Below are 12,529 nucleotides of genomic sequence, written 5' to 3' on the forward strand. Positions count from 1 at the left end.
GAGAATCTTGTGAATTCTGTCATCCTGTGAATCCTGTTCCAATCGGCGTGGCTCTCTCTTAAAGCTCACATTAACAAAGGTGTATGTAATATTAACACATGTTAATTATATATTCGGGAGGCATGCCGCCCACCACCAAACGGCATGTGAACTGACCTATCCCGCGTCGCCATTGCACCCCCGGCCCCTCTTCGAAGTCGCCGCCCATGGGCGCTTCTGCCAGACGAAAGTCGCTTGAATCCCGCCTCACCCTCCGCTGGGGAACTGTCGCCACCCATGCACAAGTTCGTCTGAACTGAGGCCTTGGCAGAGGCTTCCCTTTTCGTCTTTTGATCTGCTACTTGCCAGCGCCATTGGATTCGGGCGGGAAGCTACGCTCCTCGATCTTTTCCACGGACATAGCGGCAAACTCCGCGATCACGGAATCCTCCCGGTAGAATTTGTACCAGCCGTCCTCCTGCTCCCAGCGCTCAGCCGGGATGAAAGAGGCTCCGCCGAAATTGAGAAACACTTTGAAGTTTTTCATGGTCATTATCTCCTGACACCCTGAAATCGTTTCTGCCGGGTCACGTTAGCGGAAGTAAACTTTCGAAAGGATTGAACAAATTCCAAACCCCTCAAATGAAGAGCTGTTCATTTGATCAAACTCACCGCCCAAGTCGAAGGCTGAAGCAGACGGCAGGAGCTGCTGGCCGGTTGGAGTCTCCTCCACATCTCCCCCCCAAAGAAGTTCTCAGGACCCCCAAATAACCATTGTCCCGGAAACGCCAGTCCGATAAAATCGGCTCCAACCAAGGAGACAAACCATGCGTGTGATCGTACTAGTGAAGGCGACTGAAGACAGCGAAAAGGGCTTCCACCCCAGGCCGGAGACCCTGGCGTCCATGGAGGAGATGGGCCGCTTCAATGACGAACTGCAAAAGGCCGGCATCCTGCGCGCCGGCGACGGCCTCACCCCCTCCTCACAGGGCAAGCGCGTAGCCTTCGAGGGCGCCCACCGCAGGGTCATCGAGGGGCCTTTCCTCCATCCCCGCGAGCTGGTCGCCGGCTACTGGATCTGGGAGGTCAAGGACATGGAGGAGGCAGTGTCCTGGGTGATGCGCTGCCCCAATCCCATGCCCGGCCCGAGCGAGATCGAAATCCGGCCGATCCAAGATCTGGCGGAGTTCCAGTAAGTCCCGCCCACCGTCGTCCTGTCAGCCGTTGGGCGGTTCGCGGCCCCCAAGGAAGCGGGCGCCGTGGGTGAAAAGGCCGGGATTTTTGAACCGCTCATGTGACGCAGACATGACGCTAATGCAGAAATCCGACGCTTTTGAATGCCTTTTATCAGCGTGTCATTTGCGTGAAATAACAGCTTAAATAACTATGTTTCAATATTTTGATATTTATCCAGTAGCCAACCCTTGATAGCGACTTTCTCAAATGCTCACATGGCCCAGCTTCTCACCGGGGCAGGGGAGGGTCAGGGGGCAAGAAGCTCAATCAGTGACGCGGAATACTTCGCCACCTGCTTGCTCGAGGGCGTGTCGGAAAGGTTCGCCAGGTTGTCGGCAATCTTCACAGCGCGGGCGATTGGGTTGGCCTTGGCACGAAGAATCGAGGTCGGGTAGTCCTCGCCGTCCTCATGGGTCAGGGCCACCACCGCGTCTGCGATCCCAAGGCCGAAGACCTCCACCAGCCGCGCATGCGTCATGCCCGAGTCTTCAATCGTGTCATGCAGCCAGGCGACAATGATTTCCTGCTCGCCGCCTCCCAGCTTCTCCACAATTTCAGCCACCTTCTCCGGGTGCACGATGTAGGGCGTCACGCCGTCTTTCCGCGTTTGCTGGCTGTGGCATTCGGTGGCGATTTCGCGGGCGCGTTCGATTTGTTCTGTTCTCATTTCGACACGTTTGTTAGCTTTGCGCAAAATGGCAACCTATCTGTCCTCTCTAAGGGCGTTGGGAAAAACCCAGTCCCGCTGCTGGCAGATTGAGGTCAGGAGTGGCTTCCCATCACCGGATGGCCCTCATTCGGGCATGAAGTGCATTGCCGTAGAACCAGGACCATGCTTAGATGTTTCCATGATCGACGAAGCAACGCGGCGCGAAATGAGTCTTGAGTTTGTGGCCAAACTTCCCGGCGATCCTCTGGAGAAGCGCTGCGCACGCGCCACCTTGTGGTGTCGGGGCGATCTTCCGCCTGCCAGCGGAGAAATCCTCTGCGAGCCCGCCCTGGATCAGGTGACCCGGGGTCTGTTCGAACCCGATGACGCAGCCTCCTTGGAAACTCTCGCAGCCACCGCCGCCTACCTTTCGCTGGAAATCCCTCATCTTCTGCCGATCCGGGTCACGGAGATTCACACCGACTGTGAAGACCCCCATTTCCACTTTGAAGTGACTGGCCCCGCCACCAAGCTCCGCTTGCCAGAAGCGTAAGCGCAGCCTCCACCTAGGCGCGCCGCTGCTTTCGCAAGCCGGACGGTAGGATAAAGGCCGAAGAACGTACTTCACCCCACGAAAGCGGTGTCGCCGATGCAAGCTTGCGCCCTGCATCTCTGTCACCGCAGTCCAAGAAGCTGCCTCGCCCTTGCAAGCCCCCGTGCTCCCGCGTGCGCGGAGCGTCTTGGAACCGGAGCGCAGCGGAGGTAGACAGCCGCAGGCTGCCCGGAGGGTGAGCGCAGCGAATCAATGCGCGCGGCAAGCCTAGGCGCGACGCCGCTTTCGCAAGCCGGACGGCAGAGTAAGGCCGAAGAACGTGCTACACCCCACGAAAGCGGTGTCGCCGATGCAGCTTGCGCCGTGCATCTCTGTCACCGCAGTCCAAGACGCATCGTGCTCGCGGTTGCACTCACCAAGCCACAGCCCGAAGGACCAGCGACCATGAACGATACCGGTTAAGCCCCTATTTCGTCCGCATTGCCGCCAGGATCTCAGCACCCAAGGTGCGGCGGACTCAGCCCAGGGCGCGGCGAGGAACGAGCAAGCCCTGGGTTACCGCACCAGCCCTCCGGGCAGCAAACCCAGCGCCTTCTGCACAAACCGCGTCCGCCAGCAGCGTCCTCGACGCTCCTCCGCCGCCAACCAGCATCCGCAGGCTCCCAAAATCCACGATGGATGCCCTTAACCGAGTGCCATTCATGCCTTGCATCTTTTTTCGGTGCGCCAAGGGAGAAACGTCAGCAACGTCAACTTTCTCAACGGGGGGGAATCTCCACCGCAGGCCTGAGGTGCAGGGATTCATGGGAGGCAGCCGCTGGCGGCTTGGTGCCGGCCTACGCCAAGCCGGGAAGGGGACTTCGGTGGGAAGGCTGGGGCTTGGGAGCAAGCCTGGCCTCCTTCGCGTTTCTGATGAGCCTGGCGGGTCTTGCTGCTTGATCTTTCCAGACGGACTTGGCAAGTCCGGCTCCTTGGGCTGGGGTGGTCTCGACTGGAAGACTTCATCTCGAAGTTGGGTTGTTCAGAGCCAGTCAGGGAAAGTTCGTCAAGTTCGCCAAATTCGCCGCCAGGGAATACTCACAACGCGGTGCGCCAAGGGAGAAACGTCAGCAACGTCAGCATTCTCAACGGGGGGGCGTACGCAGGGCGGCTCATGGCAGGGAGAAATGCCAGTAATCTCAACATTCTCAACGGGGGGTATATCCAACGCGTGGAACCGTCCAAGACTCCGAGGCCGAAAATCGCGAAACGCCCGCTCAAAGCAGTTTTGGCAGGTGCCTGCCCTATCTGAATCACCTCACGGCAGCCCCTCACCTCGTTCCAAGGTTCTGAAGTTGAAGGATGACTGTCATGAATGGCGCTCGGTTAAGACCTGCCATCGTGGTCAATGAGATCGGGCGAAGGAGCGATGAGCCAGGGCTTGTTTGCATCCTTGTCGTAGCTTCCCGCAACAGATCAACCCCCGAGGGCACAGAGAAGCACAGAGTTCCAAACACCCTCCCAGTCCTCTTGTCTGGACTCTGTGGCTCTCTGTGCCCTCTGTGGTTGATCACCTTCGGGCAGCTCTGTGCGAAGGCGGTGACAACAAGCATGAAGGGCTGCTTGGGTGGCCTGCGCCCCACGATCAAAGCCCTTAACCGAGTGCCATTCATGACTGGCCTGAAAGGCACTCGGTTAAGGATAGTGATCGTTGATTTTGAATGTGTGGCAACGCTCGCCAATCACCGTATCGGGAGGGCGGGGGAACGCTGCTGGTGAGCGCGGGGCGAGAAGAGGTCGGTGGGTTTGCTTTCCAGATGGCTGGCGGCAAAACCCAGGGGAGCACTCGCTAGAGCTCGGCACCGCCTGGGCTGTATGACGCAGCCCATTCAGGGCTGGTGTGTGGCGGAGCAGAGTGGTGAAAGATGCTGGAAGGATGTTACGAAAGCGGATGGAAAAAGCACGAAACACCGCCTTAACCGAGTGCCTTTCATGGCTGTCATTGTTGGCCCAAAGGAGACTCTCACCGGGGCACCCCGTTTTGTGGTCCCAGAGCATGCAGGCCATTCCACGGGTAATCATGCCATCCGCTCCCGGAAGGAGCACGGAAGGTAGCCATGCCAAAACGAGTCCGCACTGCGCTTGCAGCCAGAACCACCGCCCCCAATCCTGACGCCGCAAGGTTCACAGGCCATGCTGTGCGCGTACGCCCCCCCGTTGAGAATGCAGACGTTGCAGACGTTTCTCCCTGCCATGAGCCCCCTTGCGCACACCCTCGCGGCGAAATGGGCGAATTTGGCGAAGTTTCCGGCCTCATCTGAAAAGCGGCCTTTGAATGCCCAGTCGTTGAATTCGTGGAATGGGTTCAACCCTTGCCAGCCCGAAAGCCAATCCGCAGCAGCGGGTAGAAACGGGCTGACCTGAATGGCACTTGATTAAGTGGGGGTATGGTGAAACTCACTGCTTGCGCGCAGCGCTCCTCGCAGCGCTGCGCGCAAGCTGTGATTTTCACGATCTATGCCCTTAATCAAGTGCCATTCATGCCTGGCATCTTTTTTCGCGAAAAAGGTGCCGTAACTTAATGAAACTCAGATGAATACACCGTTGTCATTCACACTAAATGCCAGGCATCTTTTCCATCTTTTAATTTCTCCACTGAGAGTCTCTGACTCTGATACGCTCTTTTTCTGCGGCACTATTGACGGCGCTGTTGAAGCGGTCACTGGCTTCCCGGGCTAAGCCAGAGGAACGTAATGAACTGCTCTGGCTGGAGCTGCCTGAATAGCTGGTTGGGGCCCGATAGCTGGGTGGGGCTTGATAGCTATATTTTGTCTTCCGGTTCTTGTATGCGTCAGAAGCCAGATACTGTTGGTGCAGTGCCTTGTTTTGTTTCAGCCTGGAAGCATACATGTCGTTCATCTTGTAAGCTTGATTTAGTTTGGGCTGCAAATACGGCAGATTCATCGATTGAACCTTATCAAGCTCTTTTCTCGTCAAGTAAAAGGAATGGTTCTTGTCGACCATATACTCCAGAGCCTTGCTGTAGGTGGTATCATTGGATTTGCGGGCGAGATCAACGGCCTGCCGATTGTTGTTCTGTCTTTCAAGGTCTTTCACCTTCTGAAGTCGAGCCACATTCAATTGAGTGCCCATGCTTGAGCAGGAACTTAAAAAAGCTCCTGCCAGCACCAACGGAATACAGATTATCCATTTAATATTCATCATTTTTAGAATTTGAGTTTGACGCTTAGCAAGTAATTCAAAGAGCAGAGGCGTGCAACTGGGGAGTATGAACTACGAAATGCAGTTTCTCTCCTAAGAAGCGCATTCAAAGATGCGCTGTAGTGGTTGAAGTCGGTGGAAAAGAAATGCTCAGGGGAAGCCTATTTTTCATTATTTGAAGGCCTAATGCCATGCAGCACTCGGGAAAATGGACTGATCAATGCTCCAGCCCTCTGGAGCTTTCCGTCGGCCTGCAGACGTGCTAAAGCGCCGGAGGAGCGGCACAGTCCAGGACGCTGCCGCGAGTCTTCACCCGTTGGTGAGTTTGAGCCGGCATCGTGCAATGACCTCGACTGCATGGTTACGGTTTAGAGTTCTGGGCACCCAACCACGCGACAACGTCTTGGACTGCGGTGGCCGAGATGCACGGCGCAAGCCTGCACCGGCGACACCGCTTTCGCGGGGTGGTGAGTGTCCTCTGGATTTACCCTGCCGTCCGGCCAGCGAAAAGCGGCGTCGCGCCCAGGCTTGCCGCACGCATTGATTGATTCGCTGCTCTCACCCAGCGGGCTCCTTTCAGTCGTCTGTTTGCCTTCGGCTATCTCCGCTGCGCTCCGGTTCACTTCGTTCGGCTCGCTGCGCTCACCCTTTGGGCAGCCTGCGGCTGTCTATTTGCCTTACGGCGGTCTTCGACCCGCTGCGCTCCGGTTCCAAGACGCTGTCGCGTTCGCGGCGGGCGCTACTCCCTGCGCTAACGGCAGCCCAACGAAACGAACAACACCCGTCTTTAATCAAGTGCCATTCAAGCCTAGCCTCCGTCGTTGGCTTTACCCGACATGGCCTGCCGACTCACAGGCTCTGGGCAATCTCATTTCACGCGCCAAATGAGGGGTGCGTGAAGGAAGGTGTAAATTATTGAAATACAGGTGAATACAAAGTGTGGGTGCGTACTAAATGCCTGGCATGAATGGCATTGTCATGAATGGCACTTGATTAAGGCGGGTGTCGAGGGATTCATCCATTCACCCACGAAGGTGAAAAAGAGCCACGGAGCGCGGACTTGAGTCCGCAGCAGGTCGTCCGCGTGGGACGTGTGATGGCTCGCACTGAATACCGCAAACACGGTGATGCTCGGTGTCGCGAAAGCAGCGTGCCAAAGCGGAGCGGGTGTGTGTGGCGGAGTGCAGCGGACTAAAGTCCACGCTCCTCGGAGCGCTGCGCGTAAGCTGTGAGTTTCACGATGCTCCGCCTTAATCAAGCGCCATTCATGCCTGGCATCTTTTATCTTTTACACAGGTGTACAGCGCTTTTCAAAGTTAATAACAGGCTCTAAGCCTTCTTCTTCTTTTTCTCCTTCTTCGTCTCCTTCTTCGTCTCCTTCTTCTTCTTCTTCGGAGGGGTCACGTTCTTCCCTTTCTGAGGCAAATCGCCTTGCAAGCTTTCTTCTTGCAGAAGGGATTTTGCGTGGAGGTCAGCGAAAGAGGACGAGAGACTCATCAATTCTAATAGGTCAACTTTAGGGTTGGCTTTATGTAAGAGTACGCCAACCATTCCAAACAACGTATCCAAGGTACCTTGGATCTGCCCGAGGGTTTCCGCTAACTTCTCTGTGGTTATGCCCTTTTGTTTTTTTCGCGCCATATCCGTCAATTACTGGCGAGATGACGCCCGGACACAAGTCTGACCCTCACAAAACCCTTGCAGCCTCGCGAAGACAGCAACCCGCTTGCCTTCCGCATCGTCCAGCAGCTCACGGGGCAAACAACCCGTGGAGCAGAAGCCGAAAGCGCCCGTACGCCTAGGGAAGCCAGCAGTTAAGAGATGACTCTTCGCGCCGCTTCATGGCCTCCCATCTTGCACTCTCTATACATAGAGAATATTAGATAGTGCCTAGCATGCCTAGCATGATGGGCATCTTTTTGGGTGACCTCCGCCTTGGCCCGGGAGTTGGGAAGGGGACTTCTCTGGGAGGCAAGGGGCCATCGGTCAACCCCGGCCTCCTTCGCGTCTCTCATGCCTCAGGTCCGCCCACTTGCAGCCTTGGTCAACTCTTGGGCAACTCCCATTTCACGCGCCAAACGTGGTGTGCGCAAATGAGGTCGTAATCCATTGAAATGCAAAAGTTTACACCGAGTCGATTCGTGCTAAATGCCTGGCATCATTTTTTCAACTTCTTCAAAGTTTGCAAAATCTCTTTGCTAGCAGCAGCCATTTTTCTTCGCTGCTTTTCCTCTTGAGCCTTTTGATCAAGGATCAATTCAATACCTGTTTTAACGACATCGAAATGGGTCAGGCAAGCGTCTTCATCGAGTTCATGAATACCGAGACTAAGAATGGAATATAAGCTTCGATGTTCCACCAAGAACGACGGAAGTTCGTGTTTTAGAAGATCAATCTTCTCGGCCATCCGCGCCTTCACGTAAGGTTGTTCATCCCAACCAGTCTACTCCTTTACCTTTAAATGGGCCTCTTCAATAAGCCGCTCAAAGATTCTTCTCAAGTATACAAAAGAACCGATGCCGACGCCATGCGAAGCAAGCCCAATTGCTCGGACAAATTCCTTCATGAACTGGCCATTTAATACGTCCTTGTATTCTTTAATTTTTGCTTCGTCCAACGTGGCCTTCGAGGGAAATTGACCTATTTTAGTTAGCGCGGTCTTATGCCATCTAAATATAAAGCAAAAACGGTGATCGGGATTTCGGGAGCATCTGAATTCCTTCGAAATGATCAAAGCTTCATTCGGTATATACCGCATTGTCTGCCAATCGATCCTAGCGGATCCTCCCGTAATAACCGTGTCTTGTTTGCAGCCCTCACAATACGCGTCCAACTGCTGACTTAATTGGAGAAGATCATGCAGTGTAGAGATCTCATCGTCAGATGGTGAATAGGAAGAATAAAGGGGATCTTCGAGGCAAAGTTTGTGGACAGAGGGAAGCATAAAAAAAGCTGCCAAAGATTCCAGGCCTTTGCGGGCTGTGTTCGGAAGCTGAGAAGCTTACGAAACGGGGCGAAAGGTTCAGAATAAGCAAAGCCACTAATCCACATCCGGCCTAGGATTCAAGGGCCACCTCTGGCCAAAACAGCAGAGACCACCTCATTGCTGGTAGTGGGTCAGACCAATTATGGTAAATCCGTCCTGTACGCGATTCCCGGTTTTCTCACGTCTGGATCAGGCCCGCCAGACTCAGGATCGAGATACCACGGCGTGCGCGGCGCGACTGGCGCAAAGGTTTTAGGCGTGCTACGTGGTGCCTGAAACTTCAAACGTGTGAATGCCTGCTCAAACAGGAGCCGTGAGCGTTCAGCAACATAGGCGTCCGTCACTGCTACAACTTCATCCAGCGTCCATTGGTGGTTGGCAACGCCTGCGGCCTGCGCTGGCGTCTTCTTGATCGTTGTATGCTTGCGGCAGAAATTGTAGTTCATGATCGTGAGCGCGAACATGTGACAATGGTTTTCGACCTTCTTGCTGAACGCATTGGTCAGGCGTGTGAAACGGCGGTTTCCCATGCGGATCGTGAGGTTTGCCCGCTCGACGTATGACGTGCTCACAAGGTCGAAGTCGGGCGATCCGAGAACGGCCTCCTTGCGGGCACCGATGCACACGTCTTTGCCGTCGCTCCCCTTCCCGTAGATTTTCACCAGACGGGCGTAATCAACCTCATCGAAGTTGCCGCCGACTGCCCACTGGTAGGCTGGATGGCCGTCTGTGCTGATTTGAAGGCGTCCCGTGAACCGCTTGGACAGATCAGCGCAGAATGCGAATGCCGTCGTTCCTGAGCGGTCACCTATGCGCCACGATGGAATCAGCTTCGTCTCTGAGCAAATCGCCGTCCACGTCCAGATGTCGCCTTGATGCTCTTTGATGGCTCCCAGCTTCTGTGCCTCTTTGCATCCCACAAACGACCAAATTTCATCAAGCTGGAGAGTCGAACACGGCAGATTCACCAGATGCTCGTGCATGTAGGCGGAGCAAGCGTCACCAGCATCAACCAGCAGCTTCACAATGCTGTTCTTGGCTACTCCTGTGATCCGCGACGTGCTCAGGATGGAATTGCCTTCGATCAGGCAACGAAGGACTGAGCTACGTTTGGAAGTGGTGAGCGGCTGCATGCTTGCATATTTAACTTGCAAGCATCATGCTTGCAACTACTTTTGTAAGCATGGACACAAAAAATGAACCCAAAGGAAAGGCTGGTGGTGAAGCTCGCGCCAAGAAACTAACTCCTGAACAACGAAAAGAGATCGCCGCACGCGGAGCGCTGGCACGCTGGTCTCAAGATTTGCCCAAGGTGATTTGCGGCGCTGCTGATCGTCCTTTGATAATCGGGGAAGCGGAGATTCCCTGCTATGTTCTTGAGGGGGAAAAGCGTGTCCTTGTGCAAGGAGCTATCATTTCAGCGATGGGAATGGCACGCGGAGGAAGTAGCAAGGGGGGCGGTGACCGGTTAGCGCATTTCGTCAATCAAGATCGCCTTAATTCTTTCATTTCCAAAGAAGTAAAAGACGTGACCGGCGCACCTATAAAATTTATCGCGCCGAATGGCAGCATTGCACACGGCTACGAGGCTGAATATCTGGCAAAGCTCTGCTTTGCCGTCCTAGATGCAGAGCGTGCAGGAGCCCTTCAAGCGCAGCAAATGCACATCGCAAAACAGTGCCGAATCCTGATTGAAGGTTTTTCAATAGTCGGAATCAATGCATTAGTAGATGAAGCTACGGGATACCAGGTGAACCGAGCAAGGGACGCCTTGGCGAAAATCCTGGAAAAATTCATCGCAAAGGAGCTTCGACCTTGGACGCGCACTTTCCCACTCGAATTTTACGAGCAAATTTTCCGTTTGAAGGGGTGGAAGTTCGATCCTGCAACCATGCAAGGGCCTCGCTGTTTAGCACAAATGACTGACGACATTGTGTACAGTCGTCTAGCCCCCGAAGTCCTGAAATATTTGAGGGAGAAAAACCCGGTTGTTGATGGCCGCCGCAAGCATAAACATTTCCAGTGGCTCACGGGAGATATTGGCCATCCAAAGCTCCTCGCGCATTTTGAAGGGGTCAAAATGCTCATGCTTACAAGCGAGACATACGACGAATTTCACAAAAAGCTCCAGACTTATTACCCCATCAAGCAGACGCTGGAGTTGGGATTTGAAATAGAGGTTTCCAAGAAGGGAAAACTGCCTGATACGGCTACTTCTTAGCCGGATCAGCCTTCTCCAACACCTTCGCAAAGACCTTCTGGGCCGCAGAGACACCGCTCTCTGCGGCCTTTTCCTTGGCTTTGCGTGCTGCCTGCTTTTTAGCTGTGCGGCTACGTTCAGTATTAGTCATTTGTTTTTTTGGGGGCTTTTAGCTTTTTCTTGTCTGACTTTAAAAGTCCATCCTTAGTGGCTTTGAGGCCTGTCTTTAGCTTTTTAATATCTTCAACGGGTGCGAGCTGCTCTGGCACTTGTCCGCTGATTTGCCTCATGGTTTGACGAATGGTCTTCCCGACCTCATGAGCTGCCTTCTCGGCCAATTTTTGCCCATGAATACCCTCCCTTTTAATTTTTGCATCTGTCTGGGTGACTCTGAATAGGTTGGCGGCAAGTTCATCCTTCCCCATGAAATCAAGGGGTGAACGACCGGCTGGGATCTTTTTCAGACTCCGAAGCTGCGAAATATTCATGTTGTAAAGTCCACGATACCCAGCGTTCTGGAAATAACCGTATTCAGTGACGCCTGCTTTTTTAGCCGTCACGGAGAGCGTTTTTTCATGATCGCTGATTTCGTCACGAATGACGATTCGTTCGATCTGATCCGCTTCTTGAATATAGCGACGGCAACTATCCGCAAACGTGGCAAAATACGCCTGCGCCTTGGCAACTTGAGGCTTTTTCACGTCACCATTCATCGCGGCCAGGTAGCAGGCAAAACGCGAAAGCCTGTAATCCATGACATCTTTGCCATCGGCACCCTTTACAGTCTCTTGGTAGAAATGTTCAGAAAGGTTAATTTCCAGAGACATGCATACTTGCTGAGCACGGTTAATGGCCGAGCTAAAGAAGGTCTTATAATCTTTGTAGCCGAGAAATTCGGCGAATTCACGGGCAGACCATGAGACGAAGCCATTTTCACGGCTTTGATCTTCAAACGGTGGATTATCACCATCAAAAATTAATTCATTGACATTTTCAGACATACGTCATGTCTCGCATATTTTGACGGTTTGTCACGCCGTTTCCGAATCAGTGAGGATGGCTAATTTTTCACCATAAAATCCATAAACGATGTGACCCACTACCTCATTGCTTTACATTACATTGATTGTTGGTAGTTAATTAACCTGCCCTTGGTAGGCCTAAAACAAGCTCAGCACCTCACAAAACTACCCCACCAGCCCCAGCGTCCGTTTCTCCATTGCACTCCGGAACGCCGTATCGACGATCTGCTGCCCGATCCGGCTGATGTCCAGACGCAGTGGGCCGATGAGTGGCGCGCCGGTTTCGAGGTGGTGGATGACGTGCTCGACTGGATTGCGGTTCGGCGACTGGACGGGATCGACCGGGATCTCGTAGCCTTCCGGGCGGGCGCGGGTTTGGACGCGGAGGGTCGGTTCGTAGTCGTAGCAGGAAATCGTGCCTTCGGTGCCTTTGAGGACGAAGCCGCACTTGGGCTGGGGCTGGTGGGTCCAGGGATCGGTGAAGGTGCCCCAGCGGGTTTCGCTTTTGCTGAGGCCGGTGCTGTAGCGGATGATGGCGACGGCGTGCTCGTCCACCTCCAGGCCGGCGGGTTGGTCCCAGACGCCGGTGACTTCCAGCGGTGCCTTGCCGCCGAGGTGCCAGGTGCCGAGGGTGGTGCCGTAGCCCATGTAGTCGAGCAGCGATCCCCCGCCCTGCGCCTTGCTGTAAAACCAGCTCGCAGCT

General features: G+C 54.3%; 11 protein-coding genes and 1 pseudogene. 3 read left to right on the plus strand and 9 right to left on the minus strand.

The window, feature by feature from the left end:
• Positions 1–337: 337 nt before the first annotated feature.
• Complete coding sequence (locus PSV43_RS23195) at positions 338–526, minus strand: hypothetical protein (RefSeq protein WP_300203385.1); 189 nt, start codon at positions 524–526, stop codon at positions 338–340.
• A 280-nt stretch (positions 527–806) separates the two neighbouring features.
• On the opposite strand from PSV43_RS23195, the gene PSV43_RS23200 reads away from it, so the two are divergent.
• Positions 807–1,175 (plus strand): YciI family protein, encoded by a 369-nt coding sequence (locus tag PSV43_RS23200; RefSeq protein WP_300203387.1) that lies wholly within the window; start codon positions 807–809, stop codon positions 1,173–1,175.
• A 287-nt stretch (positions 1,176–1,462) separates the two neighbouring features.
• On the opposite strand, the gene PSV43_RS23205 is transcribed toward PSV43_RS23200, so the two are convergent.
• Complete coding sequence (locus PSV43_RS23205; protein WP_300203389.1) at positions 1,463–1,882, minus strand: HD domain-containing protein; 420 nt, start codon at positions 1,880–1,882, stop codon at positions 1,463–1,465.
• 181 nt (positions 1,883–2,063) lie between these two features.
• Between PSV43_RS23205 and PSV43_RS23210 the strand changes: the two genes are divergently transcribed.
• Positions 2,064–2,417, plus strand: a complete 354-nt coding sequence (locus PSV43_RS23210; RefSeq protein ID WP_300203390.1) for a hypothetical protein — start codon at positions 2,064–2,066, stop codon at positions 2,415–2,417.
• Between the two features lie 2,622 nt (positions 2,418–5,039).
• Here PSV43_RS23210 and PSV43_RS23215 read toward each other — a convergent pair.
• From PSV43_RS23215 to PSV43_RS23230, 4 genes are all read right to left on the minus strand, one after another.
• A complete protein-coding gene (locus tag PSV43_RS23215; protein ID WP_300203392.1) occupies positions 5,040–5,621 on the minus strand; it encodes a hypothetical protein in 582 nt (193 codons plus the stop codon).
• A 1,326-nt stretch (positions 5,622–6,947) separates the two neighbouring features.
• Positions 6,948–7,259, minus strand: a complete 312-nt coding sequence (locus tag PSV43_RS23220) for a hypothetical protein (protein WP_300203394.1) — start codon at positions 7,257–7,259, stop codon at positions 6,948–6,950.
• A 517-nt stretch (positions 7,260–7,776) separates the two neighbouring features.
• Positions 7,777–8,025, minus strand: a complete 249-nt coding sequence (locus tag PSV43_RS23225; RefSeq protein ID WP_300203396.1) for a hypothetical protein — start codon at positions 8,023–8,025, stop codon at positions 7,777–7,779.
• Positions 8,026–8,744: 719 nt separating this feature from the next.
• On the minus strand, positions 8,745–9,737 hold the full coding sequence (locus tag PSV43_RS23230; RefSeq protein ID WP_300203398.1) for an IS1 family transposase: 993 nt from the start codon (positions 9,735–9,737) through the stop codon (positions 8,745–8,747).
• Positions 9,738–9,763: 26 nt separating this feature from the next.
• Here PSV43_RS23230 and PSV43_RS23235 point away from each other — a divergent pair, with 26 nt between their 5' ends.
• Entirely contained in the window at positions 9,764–10,825 is a 1,062-nt protein-coding gene (locus PSV43_RS23235; protein ID WP_300203400.1) for a P63C domain-containing protein, read from the plus strand.
• On the opposite strand, the gene PSV43_RS23240 is transcribed toward PSV43_RS23235, so the two are convergent.
• From PSV43_RS23240 to PSV43_RS23250, 3 genes and pseudogenes are all read right to left on the minus strand, one after another.
• Complete coding sequence (locus tag PSV43_RS23240) at positions 10,815–10,955, minus strand: hypothetical protein (RefSeq protein ID WP_300203403.1); 141 nt, start codon at positions 10,953–10,955, stop codon at positions 10,815–10,817. The two genes, PSV43_RS23235 and PSV43_RS23240, sit on opposite strands and share 11 nt — an antisense overlap.
• On the minus strand, positions 10,948–11,805 hold the full coding sequence (locus PSV43_RS23245) for a BRO family protein (protein ID WP_300203404.1): 858 nt from the start codon (positions 11,803–11,805) through the stop codon (positions 10,948–10,950). The genes PSV43_RS23240 and PSV43_RS23245 overlap by 8 nt, the downstream gene beginning before the upstream one ends.
• 186 nt (positions 11,806–11,991) lie before the next feature.
• A pseudogene (locus tag PSV43_RS23250) lies at positions 11,992–12,529 on the minus strand (gfo/Idh/MocA family oxidoreductase); the annotation flags it as partial.

The sequence above is a fragment of the Prosthecobacter sp. genome (assembly GCF_029946185.1).
Lineage (GTDB): Bacteria > Verrucomicrobiota > Verrucomicrobiia > Verrucomicrobiales > Verrucomicrobiaceae > Prosthecobacter.